15 protein-coding genes are annotated in these 16,679 nt (G+C 64.2%); 3 read left to right on the top strand and 12 right to left on the bottom strand.

Translation table 11 applies throughout. The features are described 5' to 3' along the window. Positions 1-2: 2 nt before the first annotated feature. Positions 3-1,310 (top strand): ATP-binding protein, encoded by a 1,308-nt coding sequence (locus NK8_RS39785; protein ID WP_213234148.1) that lies wholly within the window; start codon positions 3-5, stop codon positions 1,308-1,310. Between the two features lie 29 nt (positions 1,311-1,339). Continuing rightward, the gene (locus tag NK8_RS39780; protein ID WP_225936651.1) at positions 1,340-2,200 is read left to right on the top strand and encodes a tyrosine-protein phosphatase; all 861 of its coding nucleotides are present in this window, start codon (positions 1,340-1,342) and stop codon (positions 2,198-2,200) included. A gap of 9 nt (positions 2,201-2,209) precedes the next feature. Here the strand turns inward: NK8_RS39780 and dld are convergent, their stop codons facing one another. The 11 genes from dld to NK8_RS39725 all read right to left on the bottom strand — a co-directional run bounded on the left by dld (position 2,210) and on the right by NK8_RS39725 (position 14,861). Then, positions 2,210-3,949 carry a D-lactate dehydrogenase gene (gene dld, locus NK8_RS39775; RefSeq protein WP_213234146.1) on the bottom strand — a complete coding sequence of 580 codons (1,740 nt, stop codon included), beginning with the start codon at positions 3,947-3,949 and terminating at the stop codon, positions 2,210-2,212. Positions 3,950-3,956: 7 nt separating this feature from the next. Next, positions 3,957-5,288: an MFS transporter gene (locus NK8_RS39770; RefSeq protein WP_213234145.1), complete on the bottom strand. Its 1,332-nt coding sequence runs from the start codon at positions 5,286-5,288 to the stop codon at positions 3,957-3,959. A 206-nt stretch (positions 5,289-5,494) separates the two neighbouring features. Then, a complete protein-coding gene (gene glcC, locus NK8_RS39765) occupies positions 5,495-6,262 on the bottom strand; it encodes a transcriptional regulator GlcC (protein WP_213234144.1) in 768 nt (255 codons plus the stop codon). A gap of 207 nt (positions 6,263-6,469) precedes the next feature. Next, a complete protein-coding gene (locus tag NK8_RS39760; protein WP_213234143.1) occupies positions 6,470-7,006 on the bottom strand; it encodes a hypothetical protein in 537 nt (178 codons plus the stop codon). After that, positions 7,003-7,455 carry a hypothetical protein gene (locus NK8_RS39755; protein ID WP_213234142.1) on the bottom strand — a complete coding sequence of 151 codons (453 nt, stop codon included), beginning with the start codon at positions 7,453-7,455 and terminating at the stop codon, positions 7,003-7,005. Before NK8_RS39755 ends, NK8_RS39760 begins: the two co-directional genes overlap by 4 nt. Before the next feature lie 148 nt (positions 7,456-7,603). Continuing rightward, positions 7,604-7,867, bottom strand: a complete 264-nt coding sequence (locus tag NK8_RS39750) for a hypothetical protein (RefSeq protein ID WP_162069247.1) — start codon at positions 7,865-7,867, stop codon at positions 7,604-7,606. A gap of 100 nt (positions 7,868-7,967) precedes the next feature. Beyond that, a complete protein-coding gene (locus NK8_RS39745) occupies positions 7,968-9,047 on the bottom strand; it encodes a glycosyl hydrolase (protein WP_225936650.1) in 1,080 nt (359 codons plus the stop codon). A 431-nt stretch (positions 9,048-9,478) separates the two neighbouring features. Further along, positions 9,479-10,456: an alpha/beta fold hydrolase gene (locus NK8_RS39740; protein WP_213234141.1), complete on the bottom strand. Its 978-nt coding sequence runs from the start codon at positions 10,454-10,456 to the stop codon at positions 9,479-9,481. Positions 10,457-10,559: 103 nt separating this feature from the next. After that, entirely contained in the window at positions 10,560-12,308 is a 1,749-nt protein-coding gene (locus NK8_RS39735; RefSeq protein WP_213234140.1) for a tannase/feruloyl esterase family alpha/beta hydrolase, read from the bottom strand. 103 nt (positions 12,309-12,411) lie between these two features. Beyond that, positions 12,412-13,608, bottom strand: a complete 1,197-nt coding sequence (locus NK8_RS39730) for a porin (protein ID WP_213234530.1) — start codon at positions 13,606-13,608, stop codon at positions 12,412-12,414. A gap of 305 nt (positions 13,609-13,913) precedes the next feature. Continuing rightward, positions 13,914-14,861, bottom strand: a complete 948-nt coding sequence (locus NK8_RS39725) for a LysR family transcriptional regulator (protein ID WP_213234139.1) — start codon at positions 14,859-14,861, stop codon at positions 13,914-13,916. Positions 14,862-14,961: 100 nt separating this feature from the next. Here NK8_RS39725 and NK8_RS39720 point away from each other — a divergent pair, with 100 nt between their 5' ends. Next, positions 14,962-16,383, top strand: a complete 1,422-nt coding sequence (locus NK8_RS39720; protein WP_213234138.1) for an aldehyde dehydrogenase family protein — start codon at positions 14,962-14,964, stop codon at positions 16,381-16,383. Positions 16,384-16,391: 8 nt separating this feature from the next. Here NK8_RS39720 and NK8_RS39715 read toward each other — a convergent pair whose 3' ends face one another. Then, complete coding sequence (locus NK8_RS39715) at positions 16,392-16,637, bottom strand: hypothetical protein (protein ID WP_213234137.1); 246 nt, start codon at positions 16,635-16,637, stop codon at positions 16,392-16,394. Positions 16,638-16,679: the final 42 nt, after the last annotated feature.

Below are 16,679 nucleotides of genomic sequence, written 5' to 3'. Positions count from 1 at the left end.
CGATGCGTCCGGGTCTCTGGCAGGCCGCGCGCGCGCCGCGCGGTTTCATCGACACGCTGTTCGGCCGCATGGCGCTCGTGTCCGTGTGCGTGCTGCTCGCGCTGCAGGGCGGATGGTTCGCGATTCTCCACGTGCAGGGTCCGCACCGCGAAGCCGATGGCTACGCGCGCGCATTGCTGATCGTGCTGGAGGCCGCGCATAACGATGTCGCGCTCGGCGGGCGGCTGATGCGCGAAACGCGCGTGCATATCGTGCCGGTGTGGAACATGCCCGAGCCGCTCACCTTGCGCGATGCCCGCAAGACGCGGCACGCGCATCTCGCGCGCCAGATCGCCGATGGCTTGCCGGAGGGCTCGCAGATCGCCGTCGATATCGACGCGCGCAACAAGTCGCGGCTCTGGGTGCGCTATCCGTCGAGCAATGTGTGGATCGTCACGCCGATCGACTTGCCGCCGCCCGCGCCCTTCATGACGGAGGCGGTCGTGCTGCTCGCCGGCGCGCTCGTGCTCTCGCTCTTTGCGACCTGGCAGTTGCAGCGGCCGCTCGCGCGTGTCGCGCAGGCGGCGCGCCGCTTCGGGAGCGGCGAGCGTCCCGTTCCCGTCGATGAAAACGGTCCACGTGAATTGCGCGAACTGATCGGCGCGTTCAACCAGATGATGAAGAAGCTCATCGACACGGACGACGATCGCGCCGTGATGCTTGCCGGCATCGCGCACGATCTGAAGGCGCCGCTCACGCGCCTGTCGCTGCGCGCGAGCGTGCTCGCCAAGGACGAGCGCGAACGCGCGCATTTCCTGCGCGATATCGATTCGATGACGCGCATCGTTCAGCAGTTCCTCGAATTCGCGGGCCGCTCGACTTCGGAAAGCAGCGATACCGGTGTCGATGCGTTCATCGCGGAGCAGTTCGCGTCGCCCGAAGATGGCGACGAGCCGCTGTTCGCGCTCTCGCTCGACGCGGGCGAGGCGTTCAGGTTGCCGCGCACGTTCATCGACCGTCTGATGACCAATCTCGTCGACAACGCGCTGGAGCATGGCGAGCCGCCCGTCGAGATCCGCACCGCGCGAAGGGGCGGCAACTGGCTGATCGAAGTGCGCGACCACGGTCCCGGCATTCCCGACGAACGCCTCGACGACGCATTGCGGCCGTTCGTGCGGCTCGACCCCGCGCGCAGCGGCAACGGTCATTGCGGGCTCGGGCTCACCATCGTCGAGCGGCTGGCGCGCGAGCAGCGTGGCCGCTGCGAGATCGGCAACGCCGAGAGCGGCGGGCTGATCGTACGCATCGTCATTCCCTTTGAAGAAACATGATGCCTGCTTCGTCCACGCGTGCGGCGCCCATGTCGCGACGCGCTTTCATTCATGGCGGCGCGCGTGTCGCGCTGCTTTCGACCACGTTCGGCGCGGGCGCGCTGCTATCGGCATGCGGCGGCGCGAGCGACGATCAGGCCGTGACGGCGACGCCGACGCTCGCTTCGATCGAAAACTTCCGCGATGTGGCGGGCATGGGCGAAGGCTATCCGACCGTCGATGGAAACCGGCTGCGGCGCGGCGTGTTCTATCGCGCGGGCGCGCTCACGCCCGACGATGCCGATGCGGTTGCGCTCGCGCGGCTGTCGTTGCGCGCGGTGCATGATCTTCGCGTGGTGAGCGAGACAGCGTTAGCGCCGGATCGCGTGCCGGCGAACGCCGTGCGCGAGACGCATGAAGTCGCGCCGATCGACGCCGCCGCGGCGATGCCTCGCGACGCGGCGGCGGCCAGCGCGTGGATGATCGGGCAGCAACGTCAGCTCGTCATGGACCCGGTCGCGCGCCTGCAGTTCGGTGCGCTGCTGACGCGGCTTGCGCGCGTTGCGGGGCCGCAGGTGATGCACGGCACGGCAGGCAAGGATCGCACGGGTTGGGCGGCCGCGCTGTTGCTCTCCATCGCCGATGTGCCGCTCGACGTGATCATTCAGGACTATCTGTTGACCAACACGGCGGCACAGTCACACATCGACGCACGCGTGAAGGCGCATGCGGCGCGGCTCGGGACGGATGCGCAGACGGTCGCGCCGCTTTATCAGGCGCAGAGCGCGACGCTCGAAGCGGCGTTCGAGGAGATGCATCGCGGGTTCGGCACGCTGAGCAATTATCTGGCGCAGGGTTTGTCGGTCAGCAATGCGGACGTGGCGATGTTGCGGGTGAAGATGGTCGCGTAGAGAGGACGTTCAAGCCTCGCCCGCACGCTCCCGATACGCCGCGAACTTCGACATCTTCCCGATTCCCGGATTGAAGCAATTGCACGGATCGAGCTCTTTATAGAACGCCGCAAGCTGTGGCTTCGCCTCATAAAGATGCCCCACGTTGTGCTCGGCGGGATACTCTGCGCCACGCTCATCGAGCAATTCGAGCATCTCGTGTTCCAGCGCCAGGCAGTCGTTGCCTTTGATGACGATGTAGTCCTGATGAAACACATGACACAGAAAGTGCCCGTAATACAGCTTCAGCACGATGGGGCGCTCGATCTTCGCCGGCAGATTCTCGAACCACTCGCGGTCGTCGCGCCGTAAAGCGATATCGAGCGCGACGATATCTTCGACCTCGCGATGATGCACCGCGCGATAGCGCACCGCCGCGCTCGCCGCCGCGAACCGATGCAGGAATGCCTTGCGGCCTTCTTCATCGCTGCATTCGAAATATGCGCCGCCACCATCCGCGAAACGCGTCGACAGAAACGCACGCGCTTCATCGATGCCCGTTGCGGGCACCTTCAGCATCAGATGATGCTCGTACTCTTCGCGATACGTCGCAAGCCGCGCGGGGAGATGATCCGGCAAGCGCTCGCTGACCCACTGCAGCACGCGATCGCTCAGGTGCTTCGGCATGAAGCCGAGACGCTCGAACCACGCGTCGCAACGCGTCTTGAGACTGAAGAAGAGCGGCAGCCGGTCCGTGCCGAACCTGTCGATGATGACGAACAGGTCCTTGCCGTATTTCCTTGCGACATCGAACGCATCGCGATGAAGATACTCGCCCGCGATCGGCAAATGCGTGAAATTCGCGAGCGCGTGGCGGCGGATGTCCGTCAGCACGCTCGTGTCGTTGGTGCCGATATAGAACACCTTCGCGCCTTGCTCGGCCGCGAAGGTGTCGAGACGCACCGCGAAGGTCATCACCTTGCCGGCTGAGCCCGACGCCTCGAAGAGCCGGCGCGGATCGGCGTTGAAGCGCGCGGGCGTGGGCGCATCGATATCGCGGACATGGGTCGCGTAGTCGTGATCCGATGCGGCCGCGCCTTCGCGGACATCGGCATCGGTGAACGTGCCGTTCTCGATGCGCGACAGGATCTCTTCGGGCGTGCCGCCGAGTTCGATGCCCAGGTGATTCACGAGGCGCGGCACGCCCGCTGCATCGACGGCGGCGAACACCGCCATCTCCGTGTAGGCGGGTCCGCGATGCACGAGCGAGCCGCCCGAATTGTTGCTGATGCCGCCCAGCACCGACGCGCCGATGCACGACGAGCCGATCACCGAATGCGGCTCGCGGCCGAGCGGCTTCAAAGCGCGTTCGAGCTGATCGAGCGTCGTGCCGCCGATGCAGACCGCCTGCGTCCCGTCCTTGATCAGATGGACGCGGCGGATGCGCGTCGTGCTGACGATGACGACATCGCGATCGTAGCCGTCGCCGTCGGGCGTCGAGCCGCCGGTGAGGCCCGTGTTCGACGCTTGCGTGATGACGATCGTGCGCGCCGTGACGCACGCGACGAGCACGCGCCATTGTTCGACGAGCGTGCCGGGGCGCACCACCGCCAGCACACGGCCCGTGCCGAAGCGGTAGCCGGTGCGATAGCGGCGCGTCGGTGCATCGCCGGTGAGCACGTTGCGCGCGCCGACGATATCGCCAAGCGACGCAAGCAGGCTTCTGCGCGATTCGCCGAACGCAAGGGCGGAGGGAGCGATCACGGACATGGCGGCCTCAAGCCCGGTGCGGTTCGGAAGACGACGATTCCGCCGACGCATCGGTCGCGCGCTGCGTGAGCGTGAGAACCGCGCCGACGACAAGCGCCCCGGCGACGACGATCAGACCCGCGTTCGTGCTGTGCGTGACGTCCTTCATCCAGCCGATGATCGACGGGCTGACGAAGCCCGCGAGATTGCCGATCGAATTGATCATCGCGATGCCGGCGGCGGCGGCGGCGCCCGTGAGCACGCCGCTCGGATAGGTCCAGAAAACCGGCATCATCGACAACACACCCGCCGTGCCGACCGACAGCGTGATCAGTGCGAGCGCGAGATTGCCGGTGTGGAGCGTGCTTGCATAGAAGCCCGCAGCGGCAGCGACGCCCGCCAAGGCGAGATGCCAGCGCCGCTCGCTGCGACGGTCCGAACTGCGCGCGACGAAAATCATCGAGACGATCGCGACCGCATAAGGAATCGCGGTGAACAGGCCGACGTCGAGCGCGTTCTTCACGCCCGCCGTCTTGATGAGCGTCGGCAGATAGAAGCTCACGCCATAGAGGCCCATCATGCAGCAGAAGTAGATCGCGGCGAGCCGCCACACACGTCCGTTCGACACCACGCTCTTCAGAGAATGATCCGCGCCGGCCGGTTCATCGCGTGCGATGTTGGCTTCGAGAAGCTGCTTCTCCTGCTCGTTCAGCCACGACGCCGCGCGAATCCCGTTCGGCAGCATGAACAGCGTGAGGATGCCGAGCACGAGCGACGGCAGCGCTTCGAGCAGGAACAGCCACTGCCAGTTCGACAGCCCGTGGACGCCGTTGAACGCCTGCATGATCCAGCCCGACAGCGGACCGCCGACCACGCCCGCCACCGGAATGCCGATCATGAAGAGCGCGTTCATGCGGCCACGTCGCGTCGACGGATACCAGTAGGTCAGATAGAGCACGATGCCGGGAAAGAACCCGGCTTCGGCGACACCGAGCAGGAAGCGCAACGTATAGAACATCGCTGGCGTCTTCACGAACAGCGACGCCGCCGACACCAGCGCCCACGTCACCATGATGCGGCTGATCCACACGCGCGCGCCCACGCGATGCAGCAGGATGTTGCTCGGCACTTCGAACAGGAAATAGCCGATGAAGAAAATCCCCGCGCCGAGCCCGTACACCGACTCGCTGAACTTCAGGTCGCTCAGCATCTGCAGCTTCGCGAAGCCGACATTGACGCGATCCAGATAGGCCGCGACATAGCAGATGAAAAGAAAGGGCAAGAGACGCCAGGTCACTTTCGCGTAGGTCGCGTTGTCTGGCGCCGTGGTGGCAGTGAGAGTCGGGGTGTGCGGGTTCATCGTGAAGTCTCCTGAATCGTGCGGCTTGTCGCCGCTACTGGCTTTGCTGGAGCGCATTGTTCCGTGCCAGTAAGAGACTGTCGAGACGTCGAACCACTGGTCCTACCACTTCTTTTTGTCGTGCCAGGAGGCGTTTTCCGCGCGAATCAATGTCGGCGAGGGCGCGCCGGCTTGTGCACGTCCGTGCGCTCGGGCGCGGCGCTGGATCACTGCCAGCCCTTCAGACGCAGAGTAGCCCGCACCAGACGCTGCTCCTCCGCCTCGATTTCCCGCATGCAGGCGGTCGTCGTGGTGATATGCGTGCTCGCGGCCTTGCGCGCCTGCTCCGGCTGCTTGCCGAGCACGGCCTTGTAGAGACGCGCGTGCTGCTTGTCGATGACGCGCTTTTGCGCCTCGCGATGGTAGAGGTTGTTGACCGACGCGAAGACCGAACTCAGCAGCAGATCCGTGAGCGAACTCAGCGTATGCACGAGCACGGGATTGTGCGATGCCTCGCTGATCGACAGGTGAAAGTTATAGTCGAGCCGCGCGCGCGTCGATTCGGCTACGTCGCTTGCGTTGGCCGCGAGCATTTCCTCGTATCGGCGGGTGATGAGCGCGAAATCCGCCTGCGTGCCGCGCAGCGCGGCAAGACGCGCGGATTCGGCTTCGAGCATTTCGCGCACTTCGAAAATGTCGTAGAGCGTGCGTGGCTGGGAGCCGAGCAGATGCATCATCGGCGTGAGCGCGGGTTGCGTCGTCAGCGCGGCGACGAACGAGCCGCGTCCATGCGAAGTTTCGATGATCCCGCGCGTGCGCAGCACCTTCAGCCCCTCCCGCACGGCGGACCGCGACACGCCGAGCTTCGCTGTCAGCCGCCGTTCGGAAGGCAGCGCCTGACCGGGTTTCAGCACGCCGTCGACGATCAGCCCTTCGATGCGTCCCGCGACGGCGTCAGCAATCTGCAACGCGTCTTCCTGGCTCTCGTCATGCATGGGTATGCCTCACTGGTCCGACCACTTTCCGAACTTTAGCATTGCCCGCCGATAACGGAAAAGCCTTCGCATGACCTCCAAAAAAAGACGGCCCGCCAGAAGGACACCGGCGAGCCGCAAGAGGGATCGGTCAACAGCTACAGCGAAGGCAGATTAGCATCGCTTTCACGCGCGCGATCGCATCGGAAAGATGCGGTAAGGAAAGCGTCAGGGCGCGCGCGACACCACCATGCGGTCGACCAGCGCGTCTAGCTTCTGCCGCGCGCTCGCGAAGCGGTCTATGTTCAGACCATTCGTGTCGTAGCGCGCGGTCACGAGAATCTGCCCTTGCCGCAGGAGCGTCAGATCGATCGCCGACAGATACGACATCGGCTCGCTGCTGAACGCGCGCTTGTCCCAGCGCGTGGTCGCGTTGTACACGAGCATCGCCTCGCAACCGGGCGGCGACGTGCCGGGGTTGTAGACCATCGAGTTCACGCCACGCCGCTGCAAGGCGACTTGCAGCCCGGGCACGAAGTCGCCGGTCGCAACCGTCTGATTCAGTTCGATGCACACGGATTGCAGCGCGGCGGGCGCGCCCGTCACCGAGGTCGGCGACGAATAGCTCGATGCGACCGTGAAGCCAGCCTGCACCAGAGAGCCCGCGGCATCGGCTGCCGTGATCAGGGTCCAGGTGCAGCCTGAAAGCGCGCCAGCGCCGAGAGCGACGAGCGCGCGCACGATGAGCCTTCCAGTCCCATTCACCGCACGATGCGCAGGCGTAACGTGTTCGGCGCTTCGATCGTCGCGGTCATCGTCACGCGCTTGTCAGTGGTGTCGCGCAGCGCGAAATGCTGACGCGTCGCGGTGTTCACGTCGTGACGCACATCGGGAAAGCAGGCAGCGATATCCGCGCCCAGTTCCTGCAACGGATCGGCGACGATGCCATCCGCGCCCCAGTGCGCGCGCCAGCGGCAGTCATAGGCATGCGCGCTGCCCTTGCAGGTGCCCTGGCCGGGCGAACCGGCTGGCAGCAGCGCGCGGTCTTTGGCGAGCGTGTCGAACGAGCGTGCATCGACGATGGTCTTCAGCGCGGAACAGACGTCCGGAAGATCCTCGGCGGAGGCGGACAGCATCGGCACGAAGAGCGCTACGGCGACGAGCGCGCGGCGCAAGGAGAGCAGGCTGGGAGTGCGTGAGAGGTGTGCTTGCATGGCTTGGCGTAGTGTCGAGGGAAGAGGCGGTCTGTCGTGTGCAGACAGCGCGCATCGAGATCTTCCCGCGCTGCGCCGCGATTCGATATGCGGAGCAAAGCGCCAATCCGGCAAGTTATTTCCAGGTATTAATTCACGAGTGCGGTCATCAAACGAACAGGGACACGATGCCGCCAATCGTCACGGCCGCTGCGACCCATTTGCCTGCGGTGTAGAAGCCGTTCGTATCGGTCGCCTGCACTTCGGGACGTTCGAGACCGAGCGCGCCATATGCGAAGGATTTCATCGACGACGGCGCATCGGTCGGCTGTGAGGTGGCGTCGTCGGTCGTGGCGTCGGCAGGGGCAGGCCGGCGCGATTCAGGCGCATCGGCGCTCGTGTAGGCAGTCGTCGTCGCACTGTTGATCTGCATGGCTTCCCTCGTCGTTATCCGGTTCTCGCAAACCGCGATAACGGCGGGTGCGCGCGCCTGCTTTAAAGCGCGCGCCTTTCCGTTTCTTACCGCCGATACGTCACATCGGGTGGTTCTGCACGAAGTCCTTGTACGCCCAGTAAGCGGCCTTCTTCGTGATGCCGTCGCCCTCGGCGAGGCCGTAGTCGCCTTCGCTGTCGTCGTAGAGCTGGAAGGCCTGGATCGACTGAATGTTGTACTTCGACGCGACGCTCGCGAATTGCGCCATCATCGTGTTGCCCGTCATGTAGCTGGCGATCTGGTTGTACGAGCCGTAGTCCGGACGCACGCCGAACTCGTTGATCCAGATCGGCTTGCCCATGTCGTGCAGCGTCTGGAGCACATCGTGGCAGCCCGTGCCGCCGCATGCGTGGGTGATATCGCCCTGGCTCGAATACCAGTGCCAGGACGTGACGTCCCAGTTAACGGTCGGATGGCCCCAGGTGCCGTCGGGTTGCGAGCCATCGGCGAGCATCTGGAAGAAGGCGGTGTGCAGCCATGTGCCGCCGAGCACGATCTTCGCAGAGCCGTCGACCGACTTCACGCCCGCGATCATGCCGCGAATCACGCCGCGTGCGAGCATGTACGACCAGTTGTCGTACTGATACCAGACGGTGCCGTCGACGTTGCCGTTAAGGGCCTTCGCCTCCAGTTCGTTGCCGACCTCGTAGTACGTGTAGTGATAGCTGTTCGCGGTCTGCTGGCCGAGCTTGTAGCCGGCGTTATAGGCGTCGCTTTCGCTGTCGTAGTTGAGGGTCAGCAGCATCACCGGATACACCATCACGCCGCCGTCCGCCATCGTCTTCGCAATGCCGGCGAGCATGTTCGCCGAGGTCTGGCTGTACACGTCGTTGCGATAGATCGTTGCGCCCAGTTCCTGAAGCTGCGCAAGCTGCGTCTGCGGACTCGTGAAGTCGTATGCGCCGCCATTGGTGTTATGGCCGTTCATGCCGTAGAAGATCGAGCCATTACCGCTCGCCGATTTTGCAGTGGACTTCGGCAACGCGGCGCTCTTGCCGGTTGCGGCGGTGTCGGCGGCGCCGTCACTGTCGCTGCCGCCGCCGCATGCGGCGAGCAGCGCGCTCATCAGGACTGCCGTGGCGATAAGTCCGCCGAGCGAGGAGAAGGATCGATTCTTCATATCAATTAGGATGACGAAAATAATGGTGCGATCTCGCGAAGACGAGAGTAGGCGTTTCCCGGCGGTGGACGAGACGATGCGAGCACCAGGCCGCGCGCATGCGCTTCCGATGACTTCGCGAAAGGTCTTTAGTGATCCGAACGACCGGCCGCAGTTGAAGAAAGGCGGCCGGCACGATGCGCGGCTAGCGCTCGATGACGCTAGGTCATCGGTAACATGTGCAGCGAGTGTGTTTCGACGAAGTCAAAATTTCTGACTTGAGGGCGATTGCTTCTCACCCCGGGGGCAAGTATCCGCCGGGCTTGAATCAGCGAGGAAAGGTTACTTTGTTCTGATGTAGAAGTAAACCGAACAGCAGAAAAAACATCTTGCTTGTGCCGGGATCTGGGGAACGGTCTGTACTGTTTTAATTCGTTCCGCAGCAACGGCTTCTACGTTGAGGGCGCGACGCGCCATGTCTTTGGATCACGCACTGCATCGACCACTTGCCGGATCGCGGCAATGACAAGCTCGGGCTGATCCTGATGAATGTCATGGCCGCTCTGCTTGGCGACGACAACTTTCGCGTCGGGCGTCATCGTTCCCAGATCGTTGCGCAGATTGCTCATGATGGCTTCCATTCTGTCCGCCGGCCATCCGGGGAACGGCGCGGCAAACGGAATGCCATGGCCGAGGATGAAGAGCGGCATCGGGCGCATCGGTGCGCGTGCTCTCGCCTCGCGCACCTGACGGGTCGAAGCGTCGTCGGAGAGCGGCGCGGTCCACCACTGTTCCGCTTCGGGATACGCGTCGAGCAACTCCTGATTTTTCACGGTGAGCGCTTCGAACTTTTCCCATTGCGCGGGCGCCAGCGCTTCGTGAAAACGCAGCCAGACGTTCTCGGGCGTCGTGTCGATCAGGACCATGCCGACGACATCGTCGGGATACGTAGTGGCGTACAGGCGCGAGATGAGACCGCCCGCCGAGTGGCCGACGAGCACATATGGGCCGGGTATCTTCGCGGCCGTGAGCAGCGCGTGCAGATCGTTCACCTTGTCGCGCGTCGTGCGCGGCTGATGCGCGGGCGTGCTGCGGCTGGGTTCGAACTGCGGACCGTTCGGCTCGAGTTTCGGATCGACCTCGCGCAGTGTGCCGGGCCGGTCGTACGCGCATACCCGTGTGAAGACGGCGACGCCCGGCAGCACCATCGTCCGCGCGCCGGCGGGCTGCAGTTTGTCACGGCTCCAGACATCGCCACGGCCGAGCGCGCCCGCTTCGAGAATCACCGTGGGACTTCCATGGCCGCGACATTCCAGATAGAGCGCGCGCCCGCCGATATCGACCGTTCCGGAAAAATCATCGCTCGACGCAGCCGATGCCTGCGTGACAACAGCCAGCACGAACGTCCCGAGGATGCGATGGCGGAACATGTGACGTCCTCCTTGACGAATCGTCGGACTGAGGCCCGCATCGACCCATGTCGCGACGATTCGATCATGATAGTGCGCAGACGCCGCGCGCGCTCCCAACGAGTTACGGCGCCGCCACCCCCTGCGTCTTGGGGCTATACGTCGTATAGAACGCCGACCCCGCCCACGCAGGCGCCGGATCGTTATACAGCGGTGCGCCCTGGCTCCAGTTCGCGCCGTCGTGCCAGTCGCCGTTGCCGCTGAACTTCGCGACAGCCGGATACGGATACACCGGACGCGATGCCGTCACCTTGGTCGTCGTCGCGTCCGTCTGATAGGTCATCACGGCATTCGGCGCCGCGCTCTGTTCGACCCAGCCCGTGATCTGCGAAACCAGATCGATGTTCGGGAAGCCCTCGCCGCCACCGCAATGACCCACGCCCGGCACCAGATACAGCCGCGAGAACTCATTCGCGCTCGCTTCGCCCATGGTGTCCTTCACGGCCTGGTAGTAGCGGATCGTGAAGAGCGGCGAAATGTGCTGATCGGCCCAGCCGTGCCACAGAATCAGCTTGCCGCCCGCGTTCTTGAACGCCGAAAGATCGGGACTCGTCGCATCGTTGAGCGCGTGGTTCGTCTGCAGATAATTGGGGTAGAAACTCGCGTCGTGATAACCGAAGGTATCGATGTTCGGCATCGTCGGCGAGCCGGTGAAGATCAGGTTGTAGGCGCCGGTCACGATCATGTAGCTGAAGATGCTCGACACGGGCACGGGCGCGTCCGTCGAGTTCGACGTCGGTACTTCGACACCGATCCAGTTCGCCTCCGATCCATACAGCGGCGAGCCGCCCAGCATCAGCATGCCGGTGGCCGCATCGGTCGGGCCGCTGTAGAGCTTCTTCGCCGTATCGACTTCCGGCGCCGTCAGGCAGTTGCTCGTGCTCGACGCGCTGGCCGCGCACTGAATCGTCGCGGGATCGAAATGGCAGGTGCGCGGATCGGCGATGAGGCCATCGGCGACGCCTGCCTGACCGCCGCACGCGGCGACGACCGCCTTGTGCAGCACCTGAGCCTTGTCGGCATAGAGCACGGCCTTGCCGGCGCTCGTGCCCGTCGTGCTGTTCGATTCGACGTTCCAGCCGTGATACAGCGAGTTCTGAATCTGGAAGTGCGCGGCCGGTGCGCCCGCGACGATGCCGTTGTAATCCGACGGATAACGTTGCGCGGCCATCAGCGCTTCACGTCCGCCATCGGAACAACCGACGAAGTACGAATACTTCTGCTCCTGACCGTAGTAAGCCTTGATCAGTTTCTTGGCCGCCAGCGTCGTGATGTGCTGGCCGCGATAAGCGAAATCGGCCTGCTTTTGCGGATCGCTCGACCATGTGGCGTCCTGTCCGGAATGGCCCATGTCGGTCGCCGCCGTGACAAAGCCGCCTTGCTGCACGAGCGGGCACGTATAGCTGAAGCTGAACGAGGATTGCTTGGTGGGATCGCTCAGGTTGCCGCACAGACCGCCGCAGCCCAGTTCCGCGAAGCGCTGCGTCCACGAGTCGACCGGCAGCGCGACTTCGAAGGTGTTCGAGGGGGCGAGCGTGCCTTTCACCGTGCAGAAGTTCACGCTCGCGCCATTGACGGTCGCGGCGGTCACCGTGGCCGAACTGATCGTGCTGCCCGCGCCGCCGATATCGGTGATATCCGTCGATGCCAGCTTCGAACAGTCCACGACCGGTTTCACGACGGCCAATGGTGTTTTGGACGTGCTGTCGCTGCTTGTGGCGTCACTGCCGCTGCCGCCGCACGCTGCGACGACCACGGTCACGATGCAGGCCGCCAATACGGCAAGCAACCGCCCGGAATCCAGAGCTCTCATGGTTATCTCCCTGACTTCATTTCGATGGCGTACAACTGAGCCTCGCCCGCACATTGCTGCGCGAGCGAAGAAAAGATAATGACTTGGTGATTCGTAATCCGAATCAGAATCGATGAATGATGCCCACGCCCGCTGCGAACATGCTGCGCGATGCCGACGGCGCGCTCTGGAAGCCATCGCCGATGGTCGCGTTGGCCGCCGTCTGACGATTCGACGTCGTGCCCGACGGAACTGCCAGCGTGTTGCCGTTCGCGCGCTGGAACGCTTCGAGCGCGTACAGGCCCGTGCGCTTCGAGAGCGAGTAGTACTGCGAGAGGTTGAACTGGTGGTACGAAGCCGCATCGTTGATGCCGTTCGCCTTGCTGGCCCACGTGTAGCTGTAGCCCGCCGCGAAGTCCCATGCCGGCGTCGCCTTCCAGTGCAGCACCGTGCCGGCCGTGTTGAACACGGCTTCGTCGGTGAACAGCGAGTTCGTGCCCGGGATGTACTGAACGTTCGTGTACGTGACCGAGATGTCCCACGCGCTGTTGAACTGGTAGCCACCCGCAACGGCGAAGCGCTGCTGAGCCTGCGCGCGCTGATAACCGGCGGTGACCGCCGACACGCCCGGCTGACCGGCGCCGGTCGTGCTCGTCGTATCGTTGATGGTGGTCGACTGACCGCTGTAGATGCCGCCGCCGTTGGCCGCGTTGTTGATGCGCGAGAACGCCACCGCGCCGCCGATCGGGCCTTGCTGATACTGGATCGCCGCCGACCAGGTCGAGCCCTGGTACACGCTGTCGGGCACGCCGGCCAGCGAGTACGAACCGCTCACCGTGAAGCCGTAGAGCTTCGGCGACGTGTAGACGATCGAGTTGTTCGCGCGGTAGATCGTGTCGAGGCCGTCCAGATCGCCCGGGTGCGCGCCGAAGTAGCCGGTCAGCCAGTTCGTCGGGCTATACGGCGAAAGCAGCGTGTAGTACGAGGTGTACTGGCGACCCAAGGTCAGCGTACCGTAGCCCGGGTTCGTCAGACCGACCCATGCCTGGCGGCCGAACATCGCGTTGGTGAACTGCTGGCCGCCGCTGTTGATGTCGAAGCCCGATTCCAGCTGGAAGATCGCCTTGTTGCCGCCGCCGAGATCTTCAGCGCCCTTCAGGCCGAAGCGGCTGCCCGCCCAGATGCCCGAGGCCATCTTGACGTTCGAGCGGCCCGGGTTCGTCTTGGCCAGATTGGTCTGGCTGCTTTGATAGACGATCGAATCGTCGACGATACCGTACAGCGTGACGCTGCTTTGCGCGCAGGCCGGAGTCGCGATCATCGCCGCATAGGCAAGCACGCCCGCACTCAATGGCTTCAGTTGACGTTTCACTCTTGAGAACCCCTCATCGTTGTCGTTGGATTGATGACGCGTTTGGCTCGGCGCACCGTGCGCCCTTTGCCCGCGCCTCCGAACGTACGCCGTTCGAACGGCGCAGAAAGAAAGGGTTAACCAGTGGGATCGTCCCGACGGCACGTTGCGAGGCAGCCCGCGACGCGCGAGAAAACCTTGCGCGGCGAGACTTCTTCAAACCGTGATCGACGAATTCGACGAGGTAATCGCGATAAACAAAACTGATGGCGGCGTTAAGCCTTTGAATTGACGCGCCCGCGCTTCCTTTTCGGCGCCGCGCGCTTTCTGTTCGCGTCGGCATGGTCACGGATCATCTCAGTCAGCGCGCGCAGCCCGGCGGGCACATGTCGCCGCCCCGGGTAATAAAGACACAGTCCGTCGAGCGGCGGCGTCCAGTCTTCGAGCACGCGCACGAGCGTGCCCGCCGCGAGATCCGCGTCGACGTTCCATTCGGTCAAGTAGGCGAGACCCAGTCCCGCGCGCGCCGCCGCCAGCATCAGGCCCGGTTCGTCGAGTGTCAGCGCACCGTCGCCGTCGATGCGTACCGGTTCGCCGTGCCGCTCGAATTCCCACTGATAGATGGACCCGCTCGGCATGCGGCTGCGGATACAGCGATGCGCCGCGAGGTCCGCGGGCGTGCGCGGCGGCTTGTGCCGCGCGAAGTAGGCCGGACTGCCGACGACAGCGAATCGCTGCCGCCTGCCGAAAGGCACCGCGATCATGTCCTGCGGCACGGTTTCCAGCAGACGAATGCCCGCATCGAAGCCACCGGTCACGATATCGATCAGCCGTCCCTCGGTGACGATGTCGAGCTTCATGTCGGGATAGCGCTGCAGGAACGCGATGAACACGGGCATCACCTGATGCGCCGCGCCCACCGACGTGTTGATGCGCAACGTGCCCGACGGCGTATCGCGGAAGCTGCCGGCCTGCTCGAGCGCATCGCGGATCGTCGACAGCGCGGGCGCGACGTTCTGCACGAACTGCGCGCCGGCTTCGGACAGCGACACGCTGCGCGTCGTCCGGTTGAAGAGCCGCACGCCGATGCGCGCTTCGAGCGCGGCGATCGCGTGACTGAGCGCGGATGTCGACACGCTCAGTTCGCTCGCCGCCGCGCGGAAGCTGCGGTGCCGCGCGACGGCCAGAACGGCTTCGAGTTCGGCGAGCCCGGACGTTTTCATTATGCTAAATCGTTCAAGAGGTCATGCCGGATTGTACGGCTAGTCGAATCAATGCAGACGCCTTATCTTTGCGATCAGGACATCGACTTACGGATCAATCATGCAGATCATCGACCGAATCTATATCGACGGCGCGTTCGTCACGCCGCACGGCAGCGAGCTTTTCGATCTCTTCAATCCGGCTACCGAACAGGTGATCGGCCGCGTGCGCCTGGCCGACGCCGAAGACGCGCGTCATGCCATCGCGGCGGCGAAGCGCGCATTTCCGGCGTTTTCGCGGACGGACCCACGTGAACGCATCGACATGTTGAAGCGCATGCACGCGGCTGTCGTCGCGAAAGAAAATGAGCTTTTCGAGGCGATCGTCGAAGAGTACGGCGCGCCCGTGTCGCGGGCTCGCTGGATGGCGCAGCACGCGAGCAATGTGCTGCTGGAAGCGGCCAAGGTGCTCGAAGACTATGCGTTCGTGCGTGAAGCGGGTTCGGCGAAAGTCGTGATGCAGCCGCTCGGCGTCGCCGGACTGATCACGCCATGGAACAGCAATGCGGGCTTCATCTGCGGCAAACTCGCGGCGGCGCTGGCGGCCGGTTGCACGGCCGTCATCAAGCCGAGCGAGATGAGCGCGCTGCAGACGCGCGTCGTCACCGAGGCGCTGCACGAAGCGGGGCTTCCGGCAGGCGTGTTCAATATCGTCACAGGGCGCGGCGAGACGGTCGGCGCGGAGATCAGCGCGCATGCCGATGTCGCGAAGCTGTCGTTCACGGGATCGACGATCGTCGGCAAAGCGATTCTGCGCACCGCCGCCGATACCCTCAAGCGCGTGACGCTGGAACTCGGCGGCAAGTCGCCGATGATCGTGCTCGACGATGCTGACTTCGACAAAGCCGTACCGCTCGCGCTCGATGCGGGCTTCATGAACAGCGGGCAGGCATGCATTGCCGGCACGCGCATTCTGGTGCCGCACGCGCGGCTCGCGGAGTTCGAGCGCAAGATCGCGAGCGCGGTGACGAAGGTTCAGGCGGGCGATCCGCGCGACCCGCGGACGAGCATCGGCCCGATGGTGAGCCGCAAGCAATGGGAACGCGTGCAGCGGTATATCCGCATCGGAATCGACGAAGGTGCGCGTCTGATCGCTGGCGGCGCGGGCCGTCCGGATGAGATCGGCGCGGGCTGGTTCGTGCGTCCGACCGTCTTCAGCGATGTCACGAACGACATGACCATCGCGCGTGAAGAGATCTTCGGACCGGTGCTGTCGATCATCGCGTATCGCGATACCGAGGATGCGATCGCGATCGCCAACGATACGCCCTACGGCCTGCAGGCCTACGTCGCATCATCCGATGCCGCGCGTGCGAATGCGGTGGCATCGCGCATCGAAGCGGGGCGCGTGCTCGTCAACACGCTCGCGCACGAACCGGCCGCGCCGTTCGGCGGCTTCAAGCAATCGGGTATCGGGCGCGAATACGGCACGTTCGGTATCGAGGCGTTTCTCGAACCGAAGGCGCTGCTGGGCGTCGCCTGAAAACGGGTCTACGTGTCGTCTGCGCGTTGCGCGGGTCCGAGCCGATCGAGGAGTTCGACGATCTGTTGCATCTGGGTCGTCAGAAGATTTTCATCGCGCAACAGCTTGTTCAGACGACGTCGCCAGTACGCCGGCGGAAGCGCGGGATGATCGTCACGCACGGATGATTCGATCGCGACACGCAGATGCGCGATGTCGGCGTCGGTGAGGGCGAGTCGTCGGGCGTCCGTGAGCCGGGTTTTTCTGCGGTTCATGCCGCGTTCTTAAGGAATTTATTAAGTCCTTATGGTCACGGA

Origin of the sequence: Caballeronia sp. NK8 (genome assembly GCF_018408855.1) — a bacterium.
Classification (GTDB): Bacteria; Pseudomonadota; Gammaproteobacteria; order Burkholderiales; family Burkholderiaceae; genus Caballeronia.
The sequence above is the reverse complement of the archived record's forward strand: the minus strand, read 5'-3'. Positions and strand labels throughout refer to the sequence as shown.

What these genes read in the sequence shown, in the direction of transcription:
- NK8_RS39785 (WP_213234148.1), top strand. Translation starts at nt 3, where the DNA reads ATGCGTCCGGGTCTCTGGCAGGCCGCGCGCGCGCCGCGCGGTTTCATC.
- NK8_RS39780 (WP_225936651.1), top strand. Translation starts at nt 1,340, where the DNA reads ATGTCGCGACGCGCTTTCATTCATGGCGGCGCGCGTGTCGCGCTGCTT.
- dld (WP_213234146.1), bottom strand. Translation starts at nt 3,949, where the DNA reads ATGTCCGTGATCGCTCCCTCCGCCCTTGCGTTCGGCGAATCGCGCAGA.
- NK8_RS39770 (WP_213234145.1), bottom strand. Translation starts at nt 5,288, where the DNA reads ATGAACCCGCACACCCCGACTCTCACTGCCACCACGGCGCCAGACAAC.
- glcC (WP_213234144.1), bottom strand. Translation starts at nt 6,262, where the DNA reads ATGCATGACGAGAGCCAGGAAGACGCGTTGCAGATTGCTGACGCCGTC.
- NK8_RS39755 (WP_213234142.1), bottom strand. Translation starts at nt 7,455, where the DNA reads ATGCAAGCACACCTCTCACGCACTCCCAGCCTGCTCTCCTTGCGCCGC.
- NK8_RS39750 (WP_162069247.1), bottom strand. Translation starts at nt 7,867, where the DNA reads ATGCAGATCAACAGTGCGACGACGACTGCCTACACGAGCGCCGATGCG.
- NK8_RS39745 (WP_225936650.1), bottom strand. Translation starts at nt 9,047, where the DNA reads ATGAAGAATCGATCCTTCTCCTCGCTCGGCGGACTTATCGCCACGGCA.
- NK8_RS39740 (WP_213234141.1), bottom strand. Translation starts at nt 10,456, where the DNA reads ATGTTCCGCCATCGCATCCTCGGGACGTTCGTGCTGGCTGTTGTCACG.
- NK8_RS39735 (WP_213234140.1), bottom strand. Translation starts at nt 12,308, where the DNA reads ATGAGAGCTCTGGATTCCGGGCGGTTGCTTGCCGTATTGGCGGCCTGC.
- NK8_RS39730 (WP_213234530.1), bottom strand. Translation starts at nt 13,608, where the DNA reads ATGATCGCGACTCCGGCCTGCGCGCAAAGCAGCGTCACGCTGTACGGT.
- NK8_RS39725 (WP_213234139.1), bottom strand. Translation starts at nt 14,861, where the DNA reads ATGAAAACGTCCGGGCTCGCCGAACTCGAAGCCGTTCTGGCCGTCGCG.
- NK8_RS39720 (WP_213234138.1), top strand. Translation starts at nt 14,962, where the DNA reads ATGCAGATCATCGACCGAATCTATATCGACGGCGCGTTCGTCACGCCG.
- NK8_RS39715 (WP_213234137.1), bottom strand. Translation starts at nt 16,637, where the DNA reads ATGAACCGCAGAAAAACCCGGCTCACGGACGCCCGACGACTCGCCCTC.